Annotated in this window: 16 protein-coding genes; 12 read left to right on the top strand and 4 right to left on the bottom strand. The window is 72.5% G+C overall.

Annotated elements, in window-relative coordinates; genetic code table 11:
• The first annotated feature begins 78 nt into the window (after nt 1-78).
• Nucleotides 79-762, top strand: a complete 684-nt coding sequence (locus ABZ896_RS03850) for a response regulator transcription factor (RefSeq protein WP_360921387.1) — start codon at nt 79-81, stop codon at nt 760-762.
• Nucleotides 763-950: 188 nt separating this feature from the next.
• Nucleotides 951-2,138 carry a cytochrome P450 gene (locus ABZ896_RS03845; protein ID WP_360921384.1) on the top strand — a complete coding sequence of 396 codons (1,188 nt, stop codon included), beginning with the start codon at nt 951-953 and terminating at the stop codon, nt 2,136-2,138.
• Nucleotides 2,139-2,182: 44 nt separating this feature from the next.
• Here ABZ896_RS03845 and ABZ896_RS03840 read toward each other — a convergent pair whose 3' ends face one another.
• Nucleotides 2,183-3,205, bottom strand: coding sequence for a Gfo/Idh/MocA family oxidoreductase (locus tag ABZ896_RS03840; protein WP_360921381.1), 1,023 nt, complete (start codon nt 3,203-3,205; stop codon nt 2,183-2,185).
• 130 nt (nt 3,206-3,335) lie between these two features.
• On the opposite strand from ABZ896_RS03840, the gene ABZ896_RS03835 reads away from it, so the two are divergent.
• The 8 genes from ABZ896_RS03835 to ABZ896_RS03800 all read left to right on the top strand — a co-directional run bounded on the left by ABZ896_RS03835 (nt 3,336) and on the right by ABZ896_RS03800 (nt 15,153).
• Entirely contained in the window at nt 3,336-4,073 is a 738-nt protein-coding gene (locus tag ABZ896_RS03835) for a GntR family transcriptional regulator (RefSeq protein ID WP_360921378.1), read from the top strand.
• Nucleotides 4,074-4,189: 116 nt separating this feature from the next.
• Nucleotides 4,190-5,338 (top strand): ROK family glucokinase, encoded by a 1,149-nt coding sequence (locus ABZ896_RS03830; protein ID WP_360921375.1) that lies wholly within the window; start codon nt 4,190-4,192, stop codon nt 5,336-5,338.
• Nucleotides 5,335-5,919 (top strand): sugar kinase, encoded by a 585-nt coding sequence (locus ABZ896_RS03825; protein WP_360921372.1) that lies wholly within the window; start codon nt 5,335-5,337, stop codon nt 5,917-5,919. Before ABZ896_RS03830 ends, ABZ896_RS03825 begins: the two co-directional genes overlap by 4 nt.
• A 109-nt stretch (nt 5,920-6,028) precedes the next feature.
• Nucleotides 6,029-9,001 carry a DEAD/DEAH box helicase gene (locus ABZ896_RS03820; RefSeq protein ID WP_360921369.1) on the top strand — a complete coding sequence of 991 codons (2,973 nt, stop codon included), beginning with the start codon at nt 6,029-6,031 and terminating at the stop codon, nt 8,999-9,001.
• A 1,151-nt stretch (nt 9,002-10,152) separates the two neighbouring features.
• The gene (locus ABZ896_RS03815) at nt 10,153-12,111 is read left to right on the top strand and encodes an SWIM zinc finger family protein (RefSeq protein ID WP_360921366.1); all 1,959 of its coding nucleotides are present in this window, start codon (nt 10,153-10,155) and stop codon (nt 12,109-12,111) included.
• Nucleotides 12,112-12,332: 221 nt separating this feature from the next.
• Nucleotides 12,333-13,634: a 4-carboxymuconolactone decarboxylase gene (pcaC, locus tag ABZ896_RS03810; RefSeq protein ID WP_360921364.1), complete on the top strand. Its 1,302-nt coding sequence runs from the start codon at nt 12,333-12,335 to the stop codon at nt 13,632-13,634.
• A 73-nt stretch (nt 13,635-13,707) separates the two neighbouring features.
• The gene (locus ABZ896_RS03805; RefSeq protein WP_360921361.1) at nt 13,708-14,343 is read left to right on the top strand and encodes an MBL fold metallo-hydrolase; all 636 of its coding nucleotides are present in this window, start codon (nt 13,708-13,710) and stop codon (nt 14,341-14,343) included.
• 30 nt (nt 14,344-14,373) lie between these two features.
• A complete protein-coding gene (locus ABZ896_RS03800; RefSeq protein WP_360921358.1) occupies nt 14,374-15,153 on the top strand; it encodes an exodeoxyribonuclease III in 780 nt (259 codons plus the stop codon).
• A 19-nt stretch (nt 15,154-15,172) separates the two neighbouring features.
• Here ABZ896_RS03800 and ABZ896_RS03795 read toward each other — a convergent pair whose 3' ends face one another.
• On the bottom strand, nt 15,173-16,897 hold the full coding sequence (locus tag ABZ896_RS03795; RefSeq protein ID WP_360921453.1) for an SGNH/GDSL hydrolase family protein: 1,725 nt from the start codon (nt 16,895-16,897) through the stop codon (nt 15,173-15,175).
• Between the two features lie 216 nt (nt 16,898-17,113).
• On the opposite strand from ABZ896_RS03795, the gene ABZ896_RS03790 reads away from it, so the two are divergent.
• Both ABZ896_RS03790 and ABZ896_RS03785 read left to right on the top strand, forming a co-directional pair.
• The gene (locus ABZ896_RS03790; RefSeq protein ID WP_360921355.1) at nt 17,114-17,521 is read left to right on the top strand and encodes a DUF6278 family protein; all 408 of its coding nucleotides are present in this window, start codon (nt 17,114-17,116) and stop codon (nt 17,519-17,521) included.
• 121 nt (nt 17,522-17,642) lie between these two features.
• On the top strand, nt 17,643-18,389 hold the full coding sequence (locus ABZ896_RS03785) for an amino acid ABC transporter ATP-binding protein (RefSeq protein ID WP_360921352.1): 747 nt from the start codon (nt 17,643-17,645) through the stop codon (nt 18,387-18,389).
• A 170-nt stretch (nt 18,390-18,559) separates the two neighbouring features.
• Here ABZ896_RS03785 and ABZ896_RS03780 read toward each other — a convergent pair whose 3' ends face one another.
• Together ABZ896_RS03780 and ABZ896_RS03775 are read right to left on the bottom strand one after the other, a co-directional pair.
• A complete protein-coding gene (locus tag ABZ896_RS03780; RefSeq protein ID WP_360921349.1) occupies nt 18,560-20,125 on the bottom strand; it encodes an alpha/beta fold hydrolase in 1,566 nt (521 codons plus the stop codon).
• Between the two features lie 116 nt (nt 20,126-20,241).
• A complete protein-coding gene (locus ABZ896_RS03775; protein ID WP_360921346.1) occupies nt 20,242-21,009 on the bottom strand; it encodes a hypothetical protein in 768 nt (255 codons plus the stop codon).
• Between the last annotated feature and the right edge of the window lie 64 nt (nt 21,010-21,073).

The raw sequence follows: 21,073 nt of genomic DNA, 5'->3' as shown, positions 1-21,073 counted from the left end.
CGGGTACGGGCGCCCCGGCCGCAACTTGCCCGGAACAGCCGTGATTTCACCCCGCCCCGTCGTGATTACGTAAGGACCATGACTGCGATCAGACTCCTCCTCGTCGACGACGACCCACTCGTGCGGGCCGGACTGTCCCTGATGCTGGGCGGCGCCGACGACATCGAGATCGTCGGCGAGGCCGCGGACGGCGCCGAGGTCGAGGCCGCCGTCGACCGCACCGGCCCGCACGTCGTCCTCATGGACATCCGGATGCCCGCGGTGGACGGCCTCACGGCCACGGAACGGCTGCGCGCCCGGCCCGACGCCCCGCAGATCGTCGTCCTGACCACCTTCCACGCCGACGAACAGGTGCTGCGGGCGCTGCGCGCGGGCGCCGCCGGGTTCGTCCTCAAGGACACCCCGCCCGCCGAGATCCTCGACGCCGTGCGCCGCGTCGCGGCCGGCGACCCCGTCCTGTCGCCCGTCGTCACCCGCCAACTGGTGGAGCACGCGGTCGGCAACGCCGCCGACACCCGCAAGGCACGCGCGCGTGAGCGCCTCGCCGCCCTCAACGACCGCGAACGCGAGGTCGCCGTCGCGGTCGGACGCGGCCTCGCCAACGCCGAGATCGCCACCGCCCTCTACATGAGCGTCGCCACGGTCAAGACCCACGTCTCGCGCGTGCTCGCCAAGCTCGACCTCAACAACCGCGTACAGATCGCGCTGCTGGCGTACGACGCCGGTCTGGTGGAGGAAGCGGGCCCGGGCGGGCACCGGTAGCCGTCCGGCGGACCAGGTCGGCGACGCGGGGCCGGGCCCGCCTGGCTGCGGCGTTGCCGTCGGTCGCCGACCTCCACCGACCCGCCCATCCGCACCGAGCAGACGCCGGATCCCGGTGGCCGGCCTCATCCGCCGAACGGGCACTAGCCGGGGACGCCGGCCGTTGGACGGTGTGAAGGGGGAGACGCATGGCTGGAGAAGTGATCGATCTCGGGGAGTACGGCGAGGCGTTCCGCGCCGACCCGCACCCCGTCTACGCCGAGTTGCGCGCCCGCGGCCCCGTCCACCGGGTGCGGCCGCCCGGCTCCGACGCCGACTACTCGACCTGGCTCGTCGTCGGCCACGAGGAGGCGCGCGCCGCACTCGCCGATCCCCGGCTGTCCAAGGACGCCCGCAGACTCGGCAAGCTGTTCCACGACGAGGAGCTGATCGGCCGCCACCTGCTGGGCAGCGACCCGCCCGAGCACACCCGGCTGCGCGCCCTGGTCTCCCGCGCCTTCACCGCCCGCCGGGTGGAGAGACTGCGCCCCCGGATCCAGGAGATCACCGACGACCTCCTCGACGCGATGCTGCCGCACACCCGCGCCGACCTCGTGCAGTCCCTCGCCTACCCGCTCCCGATCACCGTGATCTGCGAACTCCTCGGCGTCCCCGAGATGGACCGCACGGAGTTCCGGAAGCTGTCCACCGAGGTCGTGGCGCCCACCAGCCCGGAGAGTTCCTACGACGCCGTCCTGCGCCTGCGCGAGTACCTGACGGAGCTGATCGAGGACAAGCGGTGCGCGGGCCCGAGCGACGACCTGCTGAGCGACCTCATCCGCACCACCGCCGAGGACGGCGACCGGCTCTCCCCGCAGGAACTGCGCGGCATGGCCTTCCTGTTGCTCATCGCGGGCCACGAGACGACGGTCAACCTCATCACCAACGGCGTGCGCGCCCTGCTCACCCACCCCGACCAACTCGCCGCCCTGCGCGCCGACATGACCCTGCTGGACGGCGCGGTCGAGGAGATGCTCCGCTACGAGGGCCCGGTGGAGAACGCGACCTTCCGGTACGCCCTGGAGCCCCTGGAGATAGCCGGCGCGGCCGTCGCCGCGGGCGAGCCGGTCATGGTCTGCCTCAGCGCGGGCGACCGCGACGGCTCCCGCTATCCGGCCCCGGACCGCTTCGACATCCGCCGCGACCCGCGCGGCCACCTCGCCTTCGGCCACGGCATCCACTTCTGCCTGGGCGCCCCCCTGGCCCGCCTGGAGGCCCGCACGGCGATCGGCACCCTCCTGGACCGCGCCCCGGGGCTGGCACTCGACGGGCCGGCGGGGGAGTGGCTGCCGGGGATGCTGATCAGAGGGGTCAGGAGTCTGCCGGTGCGGTGGTAGGCCGGAGACGGCGGTGGGAGGTGCGTCGGTAGGTCCGTGACCCGTCACAGCGTCGTCGTGCTCGTGGCGCCCTGGATCTCCGCCAGGCGGACGGCTCTGCGTTCGCGCCGGGACACCTCGCACGCCTCGGCGATCCGCAGGGCCTGGAGCGCCTCGCGCCCGTCGCAGGGGTTCGGGCGCTCGCCCCGGACCACGTCGACGAACGCGACCAGCTCCGCCTCGTAGGCCGGTCCGAACCGCTCCAGGAACCCCGTCCAGGGCTTGTCCGCCGCCGGTGGCCCCGTGGGTTCCGTGGAGGCGATGGGCGTGCGGTCGTCGAGGCCGACCACGACCTGGTCCAGCTCCCCGGCCAGCTCCATGCGGACGTCGTACCCGGCGCCGTTCAGCCGCGTCGCGGTGGCCGTCGCCAGCGTCCCGTCGTCCAGGGTGAGCAGGACGGCACCCGTGTCCACGTCCCCGGCCGCCCGGAACATCGCGGGCCCGGCGTCCGACCCGGACGCGTACACCTCGACGACCTCGTGCCCCGTGACCCAGCGCAGGATGTCGAAGTCGTGGATCAGCGCGTCCCGGTACAGCCCGCCGGACACCGGCAGCCACTCGGCGGGCGGCGGCGTCTGGTCGGAGGTCACCGCGCGCACGGTGTGCAGCCGCCCGAGCCGCCCTGAGCGCACCGCCTCCCGCGCGCCGGTGTACCCCGTGTCGAAGCGCCGCTGGAAGCCCATCTGGAGAACCGTTCCCGCCGTCTCCACCTCGGCGATCGCATGCAACGTGCCGGGCAGGTCGAGCGCTATGGGCTTCTCGCAGAAGACCGGCAGCCCCGAGCGCGCGGCCCGGCCGATCAGCTCGGCGTGCGCGGAGGTGGCCGTGGTGATCACCACGGCGTCCACGCCCCACTTGAAGATCTCGTCCACCCCCGGAGCGGCGGTCTCGCCGAGCCGGTTCGCGAGCTCCTGGGCCCGTCCGACGTCCGCGTCCGTGAGGATTAAGGAACCGACCTCCCGATGGCGGCTGAGCGTGTTCGCATGAATGGTGCCGATGCGGCCCGTCCCGATGACCCCGATGCGCATGTGAACAAAATGTGGTCGCGGCCCCCGTGCTGTCAATCCGAATGTCCGGACAACCGAACTACACAACTTCCCGTCAACAACGCACGAAGCTACGCTCGCTCCCGTGCCGAAACCAGAAGTAGACCCGACCGTGACCCTCGAGCTCAGCGTGGACCGCAGCAGCCCGGTGCCGTTGTACTTCCAGCTGTCCCAGCAGTTGGAGGCCGCGATCGAGCACGGGACGCTCACACCCGGCAGCCTGCTGGGCAACGAGATCGAGCTGGCCGCGCGGCTCGGCCTGTCCCGGCCCACGGTCCGCCAGGCCATCCAGTCGCTCGTCGACAAGGGTCTGCTGGTACGCCGCCGCGGGGTCGGCACCCAGGTCGTGCACAGCCAGGTCAAGCGCCCCCTGGAACTCAGCAGCCTCTACGACGACCTGGAGGCGGCCGGCCAGCGCCCCGCCACGAAGGTCCTCGTCAACGCCCTGGTCCCGGCGACCGCGGAGATCGCCGCGGCCCTGGGAGTCGCCGAGGGCGACGACGTCCACCGAGTGGAACGGCTCCGCCTGGCACACGCCGAGCCGATGGCGTACCTGATCAACTACATCCCGACGGACCTCCTCGACCTGGACACCGCCCAACTGGAGTCCACCGGCCTGTACCGCATGATGCGCACGGCGGGCATCACCCTCCACAGCGCTCGCCAGACGATCGGAGCAAGAGCGGCGACGGGGGAGGAGGCGGACCGCCTGGCGGAACAGGAAGGCGCCCCCCTCCTCACGATGCAACGAGTCACCTTCGACGACACAGGCAGAGCAGTCGAGTACGGCACACACACATACCGTCCAACACGCTACTCATTCGAATTCCAGCTACTGGTCCGCCCTTAGGGGCGCGGGGAACTGCGCGCTCAGCCCCCACGCACTCGCACTCGGCAACGAATCGCGCATCCCCCTTTGCTCCCCCGCTCGGCACCCAGCGTGAGCGTGCGGCAGAATCAGGGCCGATGAGCACCTACGGCAACTTCAGCGCCCCCATAGGCTCCCGTCGTGCCCCCGCACTGCGCACCGTCGGCACAAGGGAACGCCGCTCACACCTGACCGCACCCCGCGTGCCGACGGTCGGCATCGACATCGGCGGCACCAAAGTGATGGCGGGAGTCGTCGACGCCGACGGCAACATCCTGGAGAAGGTCCGCACGGAGACCCCGGACAAGTCCAAGAGCCCCAAGGTCGTCGAGGACACCATCGTCGAGCTGGTCCTGGACCTCTCCGACCGCCACGACGTCCACGCCGTCGGCATCGGCGCGGCCGGCTGGGTCGACGCCGACCGCAACCGCGTCCTGTTCGCCCCCCACCTGTCCTGGCGCAACGAGCCCCTGCGGGACCGTATCGCGGGCCGCCTCGCCGTCCCGGTCCTCGTCGACAACGACGCCAACACCGCCGCCTGGGCCGAGTGGCGCTTCGGTGCGGGGCGTGGCGAGGACCACCTGGTCATGATCACGCTCGGCACCGGCATCGGCGGCGCGATCCTGGAGGACGGCCAGGTCAAGCGCGGCAAGTACGGCGTCGCCGGCGAGTTCGGCCATATGCAGGTCGTGCCCGGCGGTCACCGCTGCCCGTGCGGCAACCGCGGCTGCTGGGAGCAGTACAGCTCCGGGAACGCACTGGTCAGGGAGGCGCGCGAACTGGCCGCGGCCGACTCCCCGGTGGCGTACGGGATCATCGAGCACGTCAAGGGCAACATCTCCGACATCACCGGTCCGATGATCACCGAGCTGGCCCGCGAGGGCGACGCGATGTGCATCGAGCTGCTCCAGGACATCGGCCAGTGGCTCGGCGTCGGCATCGCGAACCTGGCGGCCGCCCTGGACCCCTCCTGCTTCGTCATCGGCGGCGGTGTGTCGGCCGCCGACGACCTGCTGATCGGCCCCGCGCGGGACGCGTTCAAGCGTCAGCTCACCGGTCGCGGCTACCGCCCCGAGGCCCGTATCGCCCGCGCCCAGCTGGGCCCCGAGGCCGGCATGGTCGGCGCCGCGGACCTCGCCCGTCTGGTCGCCCGCCGCTTCCGCCGCGCCAACCGGCGCCGGGTGGAGCGGCACGAGCGCTACGAGCGGTACGTGGAGGCCCGCCGTACGTCCCGGGACACCGCGTGAACGCGTCCCTGCCGCGCCAGGCCACGGCGCCCCCCGACGAACCGCGGCGGCCCCCCGAGGACCACCGCCACATGGTCCGCCGCCGCTCGCTGACCCTGCTCATCATCGTGCTGCTCATCGGGGTCCCGGCCGGCTATCTGGTGATCTCCGCCAACCAGAGCCGCGACAGCGGCAAGGACAAGGAGGCGAAGTACGCCGCCACCGGCCTCACCGCCGGCTGGCCCTCCAAGCTCCAGCGCCGCCTCTACGAGGTGCCGGTCCCGCACCCCAGCGACCAGATCGCGTACTACGAGACCAACAACTGGAAGACCAGCCGCCTCTACGTCCGCTTCCGCACCAGCGAGGCCGGTCTCGACACCTTCCTCACGGGCATGGGCGTCAGCCGCGCCGACCTGAAGAAGGGCGAGGTCTCCGTCAGCGAACGCGACCAGAAGATCACCGGCTGGCGGTTCCCCGACAACGGGCACTGGTGGGGCCTGACCCACGGCCAGAAGGACCCGGCGCCCACCCAGGACATCATGGTCAACCTGGCCGTCCCGGCCTCCCCGAAGGTGTACGTCGTCTCGCGCACCGTTCCGTGACCAGGCCGCCGGCGACGCTCCCCGGCCCGTCGCCGGAGCCGATTGTCAGACCCCGCCCGTAGAGTCGAAGACGACTGATCCGACACGCGGGCGGGAGGTGACAGGACGTATGAGCGACATGGCCGCGGTGGCCGAGCGCGCGGGAGAGACGCTCGGGCGTGCTGTCTCCGTGCGGCTCGCCACCGTCTTCCTACCGGCGCCCCTACCGCGCGACGGGCGGATGCTGTTCTGGGACCCCGAGGGCGAGGTCTGGCCGCCCGAGGAGCCGACGGACGGGGGTGCCGAGGAGGGTGCCGGGGTGATTGGTGCGGTTGTCCCGGCGCCACCGCCATTTGCGGCCTGTAGCCGGGACAACCGCACCAATCACTCCGGGCTGGCTGGGGGTGGTGGTCTCTTGCGTACCGAGGTCACCGTTGTGCGGGCGCACGGGTCTCGGGTTCGGCGGCGGGTTGTTCCTGGGCTCTCGCTGTCGGTCGGTGAGGCACTGCCGCTGCTCGTGCGGGCCCGGCGTGATGCCGCCGCTCATCCCGCCACCGCCTGCTGGGGTGCGGCCGCCCTGCACGCGCTGCGGCTCGCCGCCCGAGGCCGGCTGCTGCCCGGGCTCACCGCCACCGGCCACGACGCCTGGCGGGCCGGGCCGCTCGACCCCGACGACATCGCGCACCTGCGCGCGATCGCGGCCGCGCTGCCGTACGAGGGGCACGCGGTCCCGCTGCCCGGGCCGGGCCCGCTCCGGCTGCCCGAGCCGCAGGCCCTGATGCGGTCCTTCCTGGACGCCGTCGCGGACACCCTGCCCCGGACGCCCGCCGCGCCGTACGCCTCCGGCAAGCCCTTCGCGGCCCGCCCGCCGCAGCGCCTGCCGCACGCCCAGGACTGGGCCGCCGAGGTCGCCGCCGGCATGGACGCGGGCGTGCGGATCTCGCTCCGCCTGGACCTCTCGGCCTACAACCTGTTCGACGCCGATGCCGCCGGTGCGCGCAGCGCGGGCGCGGCGATCGTCCAGGTGCACAGCCTCGCCGACCCCACCCTCGTGGCCGACGCGGCGGCTCTGTGGGCGGGCGACGCGGACTCCTCCTTCGGCCCGCGCGCCCGCGTGGACGCGGCTCTCGCGGTCCGGCGTGCCGCGCGGGTCTGGGCCCCGCTGGACCGGCTCTCCGAACAGGACGTACCCGACGTACTCGCCCTGTCCGACGAGGAGTTGGGCGACCTGCTCGGCGTCGCGGCGACCCGGCTCGCGGCGGCCGGAGTGGCCGTGCACTGGCCCCGGGACCTGGCGCAGGACCTCACCGCGGCGGCGGTGGTGCGGTCGGCGCCCGGCTCGGCGACCGACGGCACCGGGTTCTTCGAGAGCGAGGAACTCCTGCAGTTCCGCTGGCAGTTGGCGCTCGGCGGCGATCCGCTCAGCGAGGCGGAGATGGACGCGCTGGCCGAGGCCCACCGTCCCGTCGTCCGCCTGAGGGACCAGTGGGTGCTGGTCGACCCCGCCCTGGTCCGCAAGGCCCGCAAGCGTGAACTGGGCCTGCTCGACCCGGTCGACGCCCTGTCCGTCGCCCTGACCGGCAGTGCGGAGGTCGAGGGCGAGACGGTGGAGGCGGTACCGGTCGGCGCCCTGGCCGCCCTGCGCGACCGGCTGACGGCAGGCGTACGCCCCGCCGACCCGCCCCCGGGGCTGCACGCCACCCTGCGCGACTACCAACTCCGGGGCCTGGCCTGGCTGGACCTCATGACCTCCCTCGGCCTCGGCGGCTGTCTCGCCGACGACATGGGGCTCGGCAAGACGATCACGGTCATCGCGCTGCACCTGCGCCGGGCGCGGCCCGAGCCGACCCTCGTCGTCTGTCCCGCCTCCCTCCTCGGTAACTGGCAGCGGGAGATCACCCGGTTCGCGCCCGGCGTCCCGGTGCGCCGCTTCCACGGCCCGGACCGCTCCCTGGAGGGCCTCGACGGAGGTTTCGTCCTCACGACGTACGGCACCATGCGATCGACGGCGGGACGGCTCGCCGAACAGCACTGGGGCATGGTCGTCGCGGACGAGGCCCAGCATGTGAAGAACCCCTACTCGGCGACCGCGAAGGCCCTGCGCACGATCCCGGCACCCGCGCGCGTGGCCCTGACCGGCACGCCCGTCGAGAACAACCTCTCCGAACTGTGGGCCCTGCTCGACTGGACGACCCCCGGGCTCCTCGGCCCCCTGAAGTCCTTCCGCGCCCGGCACGCGCGCGCGGTGGAGAACGGCGAGGACGAGGAGGCGGTCACCCGGCTCGCACGCCTGGTCCGGCCCTTCCTGCTGCGCCGCAAGAAGTCCGACCCCGGGATCGTCCCCGAACTGCCGCCCAAGACCGAGACCGACCACCCGGTCCCGCTCACCCGTGAACAGGCCGCGCTCTACGAGGCGGTGGTGCGCGAGTCGCTGCTCGCCATCGAGACGGCGGACGGGATCGCCCGCCGGGGCCTGGTCCTGAAGCTGCTGGGCGCGCTGAAGCAGATCTGCGACCACCCGGCGCTGTACCTGAAGGAGGAGGTCCCGCCGACGGCCGGGGAGCGGCTGGTGGCCCGTTCCGGGAAACTCGCCCTGCTGGACGAGCTGTTGGACACGCTGCTGGCGGAGGACGGTTCGGCGCTCGTCTTCACGCAGTACGTGGGGATGGCCCGCCTCATCACCGCCCACCTCGCCGCCCGCGCGGTCCCGGTCGAGCTGCTGCACGGCGGCACGCCCGTACCGGAGCGCGAGCGCATGGTGGACCGCTTCCAGGACGGTGCGACTCCGGTGCTGGTGCTGTCGCTGAAGGCGGCGGGCACGGGGCTGAACCTCACGCGCGCGGGTCACGTCATCCACTTCGACCGGTGGTGGAACCCGGCGGTCGAGGAACAGGCCACGGACCGTGCGTACCGCATCGGCCAGACCCAGCCCGTCCAGGTGCACCGGCTCATCACCGAGGGCACGGTCGAGGACCGCATCGCCGAGATGCTGGAGTCCAAGCGGGCCCTCGCCGACGCGATCCTCGGCTCCGGCGAGTCGGCCCTCACGGAACTCACCGACCGCGAACTCACCGACCTGGTCTCCCTCCGGAGGCCCACATGACCTCCGGCCCGGCCGACGAGGCCCGCCGGGCCCTGCGGGCGGCCAGGGAGCGGGCGGCGCGGGGGGAGTCGGCGAGCGGTGAGGTGTCTGCGTTGCCGGAGGAGGGGCGGGAGCGGGGGCCGGGGCCGGTGGAGAAGGCTTCGGCCGAGTCTGCGGATTCTGGTGCGGCGGCGGCGTCGGGGGGACGGGCTGAGGGGCGGGACGAGGTCTCGGGGCTTGGATCGGGCATGAGGGGTGGCGATGGCTCTGGTGTGAGTCCGGTCAGGTGGCGGGACGGAGGCTCTGGGGGAACCTTGGTCGCGGGTGGGGACGGGGACTCTGAGGGAAGTCCGATCATGGGGGCGGATGGGGACCCTGGGGTGCGTCCGGTCACGAGATTGGACGAGGGCCCTGGACTGGGACGGGACGAAGGCTCTCGACTGGGGTGGGACGAGGGTTCTGAGGAGGGGCCCGCCATGGCGCGGGACGAGGACGCGCGGCCGGTTCCGGTCGCGGAGCGGGAAGCGGAGGTGGGGGCCGAGGTGGGGGAGTCTTCCGAGGGGTGGGCGGGGGTGTCCTTCGAGGGGGCGTCCGGGACCGAAGTGGTCGCAGGGGCCGGTGAACCCGTGAGCGGGGTGGCTGCGGGTCCCGGTGGGTCCGCTGTGCGTCCGTCGCGGCCGGGGGATGCGGCGCGGGCGGCCCTGCGGAAGGCTGTTGCGGCGAGGCGTGGGGAGGGGGAGCCTCTCGACCGGGCCGGGGAGCGCGGTTCGACTCCGGGTGACGAGGTGGGGGGACCGAGTGGGGGCGTGGGGGACGTGGTTGTCTCTCGGAGGAGGTCCGACGAGCCGACGGGGGAGACGTCGAAGGACAGCGTCGGCGGGACCAGGGCGGACACAGCCGGCCGGGACCAAGGTGCCCGGCCGGCAGACCTCGCCCGTGCGGCGCTCCGGCAGGCGCTCAAAGCCAGGGATGACGCGGCAGCAGCGGAGGCCGAGGCCACCCGCCGCCCCCGACGCGCACTTCCGCCGATCCCGGAACCCGCCCCCGCCGACCGACGGCACCCCAAGGCCCGCGCCGCGGATTCGCCGGGGTCTGACTCCGCCGATCGACACCACCCCACGGCCTCCGCGGCGGAGTTGTCGGGGACGGACCCTCTCGACCGGCGTCACCCTATGGTTCCCGCGGGGGAGTCGTCGGGGACGGGCCCTCTCGACCGGGGCCACCCCACGGCCTCCGCGGCGGAGTTGTCGGGGATCGACCCGCTCGATCGGCGTCGCCCCAGGGACTCCACCGCAGCGCCGTCGGAGACCACCCCCACCGACCAACGGACCTCCACGCCTCCCGCGACAGGCTCGAAGTCCGCAGCGGAAACACGCCGTCCCTTCCCCGCCCCGAACACCGCTTCCACCGAGGACCGGCCCAGCGCGGCCCCCGGCGTCCGGGCACGTGACGTACGGCGGTTGCTGGCCGGCGCCTTCGAGATGCCCGTAGACGACGTGACGCCGGAAGAGCAGACCGAGGCCGACAGCGAGGCAGCGCAGCGCGATCCCGGCGTCCTGCCCCCCGCTCCCACGGCCAACCCGGACACCATGCTTTCCCCGTCGTCCCCGTCGTCCCCGTCCCGAGCCCCGGCCCCCACTCCGCCCCCAGCCCCCTCCCGAGCCGCTTCCCCGTCCCCGACCTCGTCCCCGTCCCGAGCCGTCTCCCCATTCCCGACCCCGTCCCGAGCTGCATCCCCCTCCCCGGCCTCATCCCCGTCTCCGTCGCCGACCTCACCCGCGTCCCCGTCCCCGACCTCGCCCCCGCCCGCATCCACACCCCCGCCCCCGCCTCCACCCTCACCGACCACCCCCCACCGCCCCCACTCCATGGCCGCCCCCGGCCGAGACAGCGACCTCCGTCGGACCTTCGCCGCCTTTCCGCCCCGGCCCTCCGGTACCGACGGGTTCGCGGAGACGTGGTGGGGGAACGCGTGGGTGCGGGCGTTGGAGGAGGGGGCGCTCGATGCCAAGCGGCTGGCGCGAGGGCGTGGTTATGCCGCGCAGGGACACGTGGACGCGATCACCGTGACGCCGGGGCTCGTGCTGGCGTACGTGCAGGGGAGCCGCCCCCGCCCGTACCGCGTACAGGTTCGGTTGCGGACGCTCGTGGACGCCGACTGGGACCGGTTCCTGGAACGCGCCGCCGACCGGACGGGACACATCGCCGCGCTGCTCGACAAGGAGATGCCTCAGTCGCTCGCGGAGTGCGGTGTCCCGCTGCTCCCGGGCCCCGGCGACCTCGAACCGCAGTGCAGCTGCCCCGACCGCGGTCACCCCTGTAAGCACGCAGCCGCCCTCTGCTACCAGACCGCACGCCTCCTCGACGCCGACCCGTTCGTCCTGCTCCTGCTGCGGGGCCGCGGCGAGCGCGAACTGCTCGACTCCCTGTCCCGGCTCAGCGCCACCCGCGCGGCCCGCGCCGCCCAGGACCAGGAGCCCGCGCCGCTACCGGGCGTCCGCGCGAGCGAAGCCGTGGGGGACCGTCGACTCCCGCCGCTGCCCGCCCCGTTGCCGCTCCCCGCCCATCCCGAGCAGCCGCCCGCCTACCCGGCGGCCCCGGGCGGCCCCGACCCCTTCGCCCTGGACCAGCTGGCCACCGACGCCGCGGCCCGCGCCCACGCCCTGCTCGCCACCGGCCGTGACCCCGTCGGCGACCTGACCCTGTGGCAGGACGCGGTACGGCTCGCCGCGGCCCGCCCCGGTTCCGGGCTCACCGCCGGGACCCGCGCGCTCTACGCCTCGCTCGCCACCGCGACCGGCCGCACCCCGGCCGACCTGGCGCGCGCGGTCGCCGCGTGGCGCCAGGGCGGCCTGGAGGGCCTCGCCGTCCTCGAAGAGCCGTGGGACCCGCCGGCCGGCCGATTCGACCGCGCCCGCCCGCTCCTCCTCGCCGCCGACCTCCCGGTCTTCCGGCCGTGGCGCAACCACCTCACCCACCCGCACGGCCATGTCCAACTCCGGCTGGGCCAGGACGGCCTGTGGTACGCCTACGAGTCGGAACCGGGCCACGACGACTGGTGGCCCCGCGGCACCCCCGACCTGGACCCGGTCGGCGCCCTCACAGGCCTCGGCACCCCGACCGACCTCTGACCGACCGACCTTGGACCGACCGACCTCTGACCCGCCCGCCTCGGCCGACCGCCGCCCGCCGACCACCGACCCACCCTCCCCGACCGACCCACCCCCCGACCGAGCCCCCCCGGCATCCGGTGAAGGCCGTGTGAGAGTTCCCCGTCGATGTTCGGGAGCCCGGTGTGAGGACTTGGGGCCATGGGCCCGGATGTTCAGAAAGGGCGGTTAGCGTGGGCTACGTGAGTGAGACGAAGACCCCCGCCCTCCAGTACCGCTTCGACGGCCCGGAAGACGCCCCGGTGCTCATCCTGGGTCCGTCGATCGGGACGACCTGGCACATGTGGGACCGCCAGGTGCCCGACCTGGTCAAGCAGTGGCGGGTCTTCCGGTTCGACCTGCCCGGGCACGGCGGCGCGCCCGCGTACCCGGCGGGCTCCGTCACCGATCTCGCCGCGCGGCTGCTCGCCACCCTCGACCAGTTCGGGGTGCAGCGCTTCGGCTACGCGGGCTGCGCGCTCGGCGGCGCCATCGGGATGGAGCTGGCGCTCAACCACCCCGAGCGCCTCGCCTCGCTCGCGCTGATCGCGGCCTCGCCGAGGTTCGGCACCGCGGACGAGTTCCGGCAGCGCGGGGTGATCGTACGGACGAACGGGCTCGATCCCATCGCCCGCACCTCGCCCGACCGCTGGTTCACCTCCGGGTTCGCCGCCGCGCAGCCCGCGATCACCGACTGGGCCGTGCAGATGGTCCGCACCACCGACCCCGGCTGCTACATCGCCGCCTGCGAGGCGCTCGCCTCCTTCGACGTACGGACCGACCTCGGCCGGATCGGGGTGCCGACGCTCGTCCTGGTCGGCTCGGACGACCAGGTCACCGGGCCCGCCGAGGCCCGCACCCTGGTCGCGGGCATCCCGGACGCGCGGCTGGCCGTGGTCCCCGGCGCCTCCCACCTGGTGCCGGTCGAGCAGCCCGCCGCCGTCACCGACCTGCTGTTCAGGCATTTCTCCACGGCCTGGCAGCCCGCCTTCGACTCCACGACCGGCCAGACGGCGATCCCCGCGGCGCCCGTCAAGCCGGTTCTCGCGGCGGCCGCGCCGCCGCAGCCCGTCGCGATCGCCGAGATCGCCCCGGCCGTCCCCGACCCCCACACCGGGGGCCGTCCCGACCCGTACGACGCGGGCATCAAGGTGCGCCGCGAGGTGCTCGGCGACGCGCACGTCGACCGGGCGCTGGCGCAGGCCGACGACTTCTCCGGGGACTTCCAGGAGTTCATCACCCGCTACGCCTGGGGCGAGATCTGGGACCGGCCGGGGCTCGACCGCCGCTCCCGCAGTGTCGCCACCCTCACCGCGCTGGTCGGGGGCGGCCACCTCGACGAGCTCGCCTTCCACACCCGGGCCGCCCTGCGCAACGGCCTGACCCCCACCGAGATCAAGGAGGTCCTCCTCCAGGCGGCCGTCTACTGCGGTGTCCCGGCGGCCAACAGCGCCTTCAAGGTGGCCCAGCAGGTGATCCGCGAGGAGACCACGCCCACCGAGTGATCGTCCGAGACGGGTGGCGAGAGCACCCGCCTCGGCTGCCCGTCCGCGCGCGACGAGGGGCAGGATGGTTCGCATGAAGCTCACGAAGATGTCGCACGCCTGTGTCCGCCTGGAGAAGGACGGCCGGACGCTCGTCCTCGACCCGGGGGCGTTCAGCGAGGAGGACGCCGCCCTCGGCGCGGACGCGATCCTGATCACGCACGAACACCCCGACCACTTCAGCGAGGAGCGGCTGCGGACGGCCCTGGACGCCAACCCGGCCGCCGAGATCTGGACGCTGAGGTCGGTCGCCGAGAAGATCTCGGCCGCCTTCCCGGGCCGGGTGCACACCGTCGGCCACGGCGACACCTTCACCGCCGCCGGTTTCGACGTCCAGGTCCACGGAGAGCTGCACGCGGTGATCCACCCGGACATCCCGCGCATCACCAACGTCGGCTACCTCGTCGACGGCGGCAAGGTCTTCCACCCCGGCGACGCCCTCACCGTCCCCGAGCATGCCGTCGAGACGCTGATGCTCCCCGTCATGGCCCCCTGGAGCAAGATCTCCGAGGTCATCGACTACGTCCGCGAGCTCAAGCCGCAGCGCGCCTACGACATCCACGACGCCCTCCTCACCGACCTAGCCCGGCCCATCTATGACAACCAGATCGGCGCCCTCGGCGGCGCGGAGCACCTGCGCCTCAAGCCCGGGGAGAGCACCTCGGTGTGAGTGTCAGTGGCGCCCGGTAGGTTGTGGGACATGCGCATCGCGACCTGGAACGTCAACTCGATCACGGCCCGTCTCCCGAGGCTGCTGGCCTGGCTGGAGAGCAGCGGCACCGACGTGCTGTGCCTCCAGGAGGCCAAGCTCGCCGAGGACCAGTTCCCGTTCGACCAGCTGCGCGAGGCGGGCTACGAGGCGGCGGTCAACGCGACCGGGCGGTGGAACGGCGTGGCGGTGCTCTCCCGGGTCGGCCTGGAGGACGTCGTCAAGGGCCTGCCCGGCGACCCCGGCTACGACGGCGCCCCCGAACCCCGCGCGATCTCCGCGACCTGCGGCCCGGTCCGCGTGTGGTCGGTGTACGTACCGAACGGCCGCGAGGTCGACCACCCGCACTACGCCTACAAGCTCCAGTGGTTCGAGGCCCTGAAGGCGGCCGTCGCCGGGGACGCGGCGGGCGCCCGCCCCTTCGCGGTCCTGGGCGACTACAACGTCGCGCCGACGGACGACGACGTCTACGACGTGGCCGCCTTCGAGGGCCTCACCCACGTCACCCCGGCCGAGCGCGCGGCTCTCACCGCCCTGCGCGAGGCGGGCCTGTCCGACGTGGTCCCGCGCCCCCTCAAGTACGACCACCCCTTCACGTACTGGGACTACCGCCAGCTCTGCTTCCCCAAGAACCGCGGCATGCGCATCGACCTGGTCTACGGCAACGAACCGTTCGCGAAGGCCGTCACCGACGCGTACGTCGACCGCGAGGAGCGCAAGGGCAAGGGAGCGTCGGACCACGCGCCGGTGGTGGTCGATCTGGACGTGTGATCACTCACAACACTGTCGCTCACAGCGCTGTCAGATCCACCGCCCCGGCCATCGCCGCCAACCCCGCGTCCCCGGGATGCAGATGGTCCCCGCTGTCGTACGCCGGCAGCATCCGCGCCGGGTCGGCCGGGTCGCGCACCGCCGCGTCGAAGTCCAGGACGCCGTCGAAGACCCCGGAGTCCCGGATCCAGGCGTTGACCTCGGTCCGGTCCGTGTCGACGGCGGCCGTGCAGCGGGCCTCGCCGCCGCACGGCAGGATCGTCGCCGCGAGCATCCGCAGCCCGCGCGCGTGCCCCCGCTCGGCGAGTTCCCGCAGCCCCGCGACGAGATCCCGCGCCGATGTGCCCGTCCGCAGGTCGTTGACCCCCTCGAACACCACCACTGTCCGCACCGACGTCTGCGCGAGGACGTCCCGGTCGAAGCGGTGCAGCGCGCTCACCCCGGCCAGGTCCGTGGAGACCCCGTCCCCGGGATACCGGTCGGTGACCACGCGGTTCGCCGAGATCCCCTGGTTGAGCACCCCGTACCGCGGGACCGCGCTCTGCGCCCGCAGCCGGGCGGCCAGCACGTCGGGCCACCGCCGGTCCGCCCCCTCCGTGGACTTGTCCCCGTCGGTGATCGAGTCCCCGATCACCACCACCGACCCCGGCCCGCCGCCCACGTCCACCCCGGTCAGCAGCGGCCAGGCGGTCAGGACGGAGGTGTACGCCGCCGGCGAGACGTCGGCCGTACGATCGCCCGGCTCACTCAGGTACGACCGCTGCTGCGCCAGCCGGTGCAGCGGTACGGCGGTCACCGTGCCCGGCAGCTGGAAACTCACCAGGAGGTTGGCACCCGCGGGCACCGTGAACCCGACCGGATCGCTCAACGCCTGCGCCCCGGCCGGGATTTCGGTGCCCGGAGCACCGCCGAAGGAAACCGCCACCGGAGTCTCCCGCGCCGCCGCGCCCGCCGCCTGCACCGCCACCGTGGCGCTCCCGATCCGCACCGGCGCCGCCGCGAAGGTGTTGTCGAAGCGCAGCCGCACCCGTGGCCCGCCCGCCGAGGTGTGCACCACCAGCCGCAGCGTCCGGTCCGTCCACGGCCCCACCGGCGCGAGCCCACCGGTGCCGGTGGCCCAACTCCCGCTCCAGCCCTGCCCCGAGGGCCGCACGGACACCGCGAACACATGCAGCGCGGGCGCCCGGGGCAGCCGTACCGACATCACCTCGCGCCCGCGCGCCAACGGCACGGTCACCACGTACAGCCGTGCCTGCTCGGTGAGTTGGCCCGCGTGGGTGTTGATGTGCGGCAGTGCGAGCGCCTTGGTGGCGAGCGGGCCGCGGCGCCAGTCGGCGGCGGTGAGGCGGTAGTCCGAGCGGCCGCCGTCCGCGTACGAGACCGTTCCGGCGCCGCCGATGTCCCGGCCGCCCGTGCTCGCGACCAGGAAGGCGAGCGCGTCGCCGTGGCCGCGCAGCAGCACTTGCTGTCCGTCGGAGCGCAGGTTGTCCGGGGTGCCGGGCCGCCGGTCCGGCAGGGTCAGCCGGGTGCCCTGGACGGTCAGGACGCGGCCGGGCGTCCAGCCCGCGGCGGTGAGGTCGCGGGCCGACAGGGAGGCGCCGAAGCCGTCGAAGTCCGCCTCGCCGGGCCGGGAGTCGTCGCTGACCGCCGTGTTGTCGAAGAGCCGTTCCAGGGGCAGCGGGGCGACCCGCTCGCGGGGCACGGACGCCTTCGCGGGCGCGGCCGAGGCCGAGCACCCGGCCATCAGGATCGCGAACAACGCGAGGACGGCCGTACCCTCTCCAACACGCAGGTGCACAGCGGGCTCCTTTGCTCGCGCGGGACGAAAGGCGCATCGCGAAGCTAAGGAGACATGGCGGGCGCGTCAACGCACCATGCGTGAAGTCGGCGTGAAGTCGACCGCGAACGGCGGCCCGCGCGCCTGTGGTGCGGACCCGGGGGCGAGTGACACGCTGGGTGTATGAAGATCCCTTTTCTGGGCGGACGGCCCGAGGAGCCCGCGGTCCGCGACCCCGAGGGCCTGGCGGAACTCCTCTCCGAGTGTGAACTCCTGCGCTCCCACGCCGTGCGCGCGGGCGTCCGACTCGACGACAGCGCCGAGTCGTTGGAGGCGCTCGACCAGATGGTGCCGAACTGGCGCGGTGACGAGGAGACGCTGCTGCGGCTCGGCAACGACGCGGGGCTCTACCTCGGCACGGTCATCGTGCACACCGTCCCCGGCGCCGCCTGGGACCTCAGGGCGGACGGCCAGCCGGTGATCCGGCTCGACTCCGGCCGGGAGTTCGACGTCGTCGAGGCCGGGCAGGAGTGGGCCGCCGGCGGGGTGCCCGAGCTCTCGCAGCTGTACGCCGAGGTCGCCGAGGAGTAACTCTCGGCAATCCGCCGTAAATACGGCTAATGCCCGAAAAGTGCGTGTCGTTCCTTAAGTGGGATCTTGCCTCGATAAGTTGCGGCGACCACGACACAGCTGAGAGTGAGTAGGGCTGGGCATGGCCGTCGTCGATCCGTTGATCGAACTGCGTGACGTCAACAAGTACTACGGGGAGCTGCATGTCCTCCAGGACATCAACCTCACCGTCGGCAAGGGGGAGGTGGTCGTGGTCATCGGCCCCTCGGGGTCGGGCAAGTCCACGCTGTGCAGGACGATCAACCGCCTGGAGACGATTCACTCCGGCTCCATCACGCTCGACGGACAGCCGCTGCCCAGCGAGGGCAAGACGCTCGCCAGGCTCCGCGCCGAGGTCGGCATGGTCTTCCAGTCCTTCAACCTCTTCGCCCACAAGACGGTCCTGCAGAACATCTCGCTGGGCCAGGTCAAGGTGCGCGGGCGCAAGAAGGAGGAGGCCGACCGGCGCTCGCGCGAACTCCTCGACCGGGTGGGCCTCGCCGACCAGGCCGACAAGTTCCCCGCCCAGCTCTCCGGCGGCCAGCAGCAGCGCGTGGCCATCGCCCGCGCCCTGGCCATGGAGCCCAAGGCCCTGCTCTTCGACGAGCCGACCTCGGCCCTCGACCCGGAGATGATCAACGAGGTCCTGGAGGTCATGCGCCAACTCGCCCGGGACGGCATGACGATGGTCGTCGTCACCCACGAGATGGGCTTCGCCCGCTCGGCCGCCAACCGTGTGGTCTTCATGGCCGACGGCCGGATCGTCGAGGACCGCGCCCCCGACGACTTCTTCACCCACCCCGACAGTGAGCGCGCCAGGGACTTCCTCTCCAAGATCCTCAAGCACTGAGAGGGGCCACGGCCATGTCCGAGAACCTCGACTACGATGGTCAGTTCATCCCCATGGTGAAGGCGTACGAGCCCCCAAGGACGCTGCTGCCGGGTGGGGGTCCCCCCACGGCCCTTGAACCGTAGGGGGCAGCAGTCACAGAGCCATACCCGCCCGGCGCCGGCCGGAGATCACTGCTCGCGCAGCGGAATCGACACGTACGACGGGTCGTTCGCCGGCGAGGAGAAGGTCAGCTGAGCGCCGGTCGGGTTGTGCTCGATGTAGAGCGGGTCGACCGTGTCGACCACCAGGGCCAGACGGTGCCCTGCCGGGACGTCGTAGGCCGTGGAGAACAGCTCCAGGTCGACGTCGAACGGCTTTCCGGGCGTCTGTCCGTGGAAGGTGTACGGCGCGTTGGAGACCAGCTTGCCGAGGCCGAGCGGCCCCACGTCGTAGAGGTAGGCGACGAGGGTGCCGCTCTCCTTGGTGGGAGTCACGGTGGTGTGCAACTTCGCGGTGCCGCGCACCCGTTGGGCGCTCGGGTACTTCTCCGACTGCCATACGGCGGCCCAGCGGCGCGGCAGCAGGGGGATGGAGGCGACCGGGGGCGCCTGGGCGAGCTGGTCGAGGATGCTGGAGAGGAAGACGATCCCGCCGTCGGCGCCCGAGTCGACGTTGGTGTGGATCGTGGTGGTGCCCGACAGGGCGATCTTCTTGGTGGCCGAGCCGACCGACTTCCAGTCCGCGTAGCCCTCGTAGCCGCCTGTGGAACGGGACTTGAGCTGGACCGGCGGTTCCCGGTCGATCCCGTTGTCCGCGCCCTTGAGGTAGTGGTCGAACCAGCGCTCGGTGTCGGTCCACACGTCGTTGGGGAGTCCGAACAGCCCGGTCAGCTCGGCGGTGGCGTGGTCGCCGGGGCGGAACTCCAGTCTCTTCGGGCCGGTCAGCTTCTCGTAGAAGTCGGCGTACTGGTTGGGCGGGAAGATCGTGTCGCCCCAGGCGTTGGCCATCATGACCGCCGCGCCGTTCTTGTTCAGTTGGTCCACATAGGTATCGGCCGAACGTTTCTTCCCCCAATTGATCATGTCCTGTTCCTTCGACAGGTTCGACGCGTAGAAGTCGTCGAAGATCTGCCGGAGTTCGGGGCTCTGGCGGCCGGTGACCAGGCTCGCGCCGTCGAGGAGGGCGGAGGCCTGGACGTGCTGGGTGCGCCCGGAGTAGATCGAGTCGATCAGGTCGGCCCAGCCGCTGAGGGCGGCGACCGCCTTGACGCGCTTGTCCTGGGCGGCGGTGATCAGGCTGATGCCGGCGCCGTAGGAGACGCCCGCCATGCCGATCCGCTGGGCGTCGGACGGGGTGTTGGCGAGCGCCCAGTCGATCACCTTGGACGCGTCGGCTATGTCGGGAGGGCCCGCCACTTCTATCTCCCCGCCCGACTGCCAGAAGCCGCGGACGTTGTAACTGACGACGACGTAGCCGGAGTTCGCGAGCCTCTGGGCCTGGGCGAGGTACTCGACCTGGGGCAGGCCCCAGCTCGTGGGGAGCACGAGCAGCGGGAATCGGTGGGTGCCGTCGGCGCCGGCGGGCGTGATGACGTTCGCCTTGAGGACGGTCCCGCCGTCGCCGGTGATGTCGACGAAGCGGACGGCGTCGGCCGCCTGGGCGGTGGGGGCGAGTCCGAGGGCGCTCCCGGCGATCAGGGCCGCGGAGACGGCGCCCACGGTGGTCGTACGCAGGGCCTTGCGAGGGTGTCCCACGGGTCACTCCCTACTCGTGTCAGTGGAAAGTGACCAGACGGTAACCGCGGGCCTTTACCGGAGGTAACCCGTCGGTAAGTTACGTGCGAGTAACGATTGTTGTGGTGTGAATCAATTCAGGAGGCGCGGTGGGAGTTGCGTGGGGACGAGGGTTCCGTCGTCGGCAGCGGGGCCTGGGCCGCGCGGGTCACGTCCGCGACCAGTTCGGCGACATCCGGGCCGTACGCGTGCGAGTTGACCACCTTCAGCAGCAGGACGAACGAGGTGTCGCCGTACTTGCGGGCCAGCCGCTCGTGGTTGCGCGCCAGGTAGCGGGTCGCGGCCTGGTTGGTGATGGCCGTCTGGCCGCAGAACAGGAAGACGGGGCGGCTCTGACCTGGCTGTCCGGCGGTGAGACGGGCGAGCAGGACGTACTCGGACACCCCCTTCTCCAGGAGGTAGCGCTCGCTGCCGACCTGGAAGGTCATCTTGATCGGACCCGGCTCCGAGGGGTCGATGGTCACCTGTACCCCGGGCAACATGGCATTGATGTGCGCCATCATGCGTCGGTTCGACGAGGGACCGCCGACGCAGAACTCCGTGCGCTCCCCGAAGCCCTGTCGGGCGACGTCCTGGGCGACCACGTCGGCGTGCGCGCCGCAGTCCTTGATGAGAGCGGAGAGTTCGAGCAGGGCGAACACGTCGTACCGGTGCACCGCGAGCTCGGTGCCACCGGCGTCCCGGTTGACGACCAGCAGTGACTCGGAGTTGGCCGGCAGTCCGAAGAAGGCCTGCTTGCGGTGCAGCTTCCGCTTCCAGAGGTACGTCCGGGCGAGCCAGCCGAGCGCGGCGCTGATGCCGGCGGCGACCACGCCGAGGACGATGTTGCGCACGTCGTCATTCATGGGCGCGCATGCTAGCGGGCCGACACGACTGGTACGTACCGGTGTTCGAAGTGTGGCGTTCGTA

Source organism: Streptomyces sp. NPDC047072 (assembly GCF_040643855.1).
GTDB lineage: Bacteria > Actinomycetota > Actinomycetes > Streptomycetales > Streptomycetaceae > Streptomyces.
Note: the sequence above shows the minus strand (reverse complement) of the source record. Positions and strands in the feature narration are given on the sequence as shown.

Excerpts from the sequence above, each read along its gene's own strand:
- ABZ896_RS03850 (WP_360921387.1), top strand. The coding sequence starts at position 79 with ATGACTGCGATCAGACTCCTCCTCGTCGACGACGACCCACTCGTGCGG.
- ABZ896_RS03840 (WP_360921381.1), bottom strand. The coding sequence starts at position 3,205 with ATGCGCATCGGGGTCATCGGGACGGGCCGCATCGGCACCATTCATGCG.
- ABZ896_RS03790 (WP_360921355.1), top strand. The coding sequence starts at position 17,114 with ATGAAGATCCCTTTTCTGGGCGGACGGCCCGAGGAGCCCGCGGTCCGC.
- ABZ896_RS03830 (WP_360921375.1), top strand. The coding sequence starts at position 4,190 with ATGAGCACCTACGGCAACTTCAGCGCCCCCATAGGCTCCCGTCGTGCC.
- ABZ896_RS03775 (WP_360921346.1), bottom strand. The coding sequence starts at position 21,009 with ATGAATGACGACGTGCGCAACATCGTCCTCGGCGTGGTCGCCGCCGGC.
- ABZ896_RS03820 (WP_360921369.1), top strand. The coding sequence starts at position 6,029 with ATGAGCGACATGGCCGCGGTGGCCGAGCGCGCGGGAGAGACGCTCGGG.
- ABZ896_RS03845 (WP_360921384.1), top strand. The coding sequence starts at position 951 with ATGGCTGGAGAAGTGATCGATCTCGGGGAGTACGGCGAGGCGTTCCGC.
- ABZ896_RS03795 (WP_360921453.1), bottom strand. The coding sequence starts at position 16,897 with ATGGCCGGGTGCTCGGCCTCGGCCGCGCCCGCGAAGGCGTCCGTGCCC.
- ABZ896_RS03815 (WP_360921366.1), top strand. The coding sequence starts at position 10,153 with ATGGTTCCCGCGGGGGAGTCGTCGGGGACGGGCCCTCTCGACCGGGGC.
- ABZ896_RS03800 (WP_360921358.1), top strand. The coding sequence starts at position 14,374 with ATGCGCATCGCGACCTGGAACGTCAACTCGATCACGGCCCGTCTCCCG.
- ABZ896_RS03785 (WP_360921352.1), top strand. The coding sequence starts at position 17,643 with ATGGCCGTCGTCGATCCGTTGATCGAACTGCGTGACGTCAACAAGTAC.
- ABZ896_RS03805 (WP_360921361.1), top strand. The coding sequence starts at position 13,708 with ATGAAGCTCACGAAGATGTCGCACGCCTGTGTCCGCCTGGAGAAGGAC.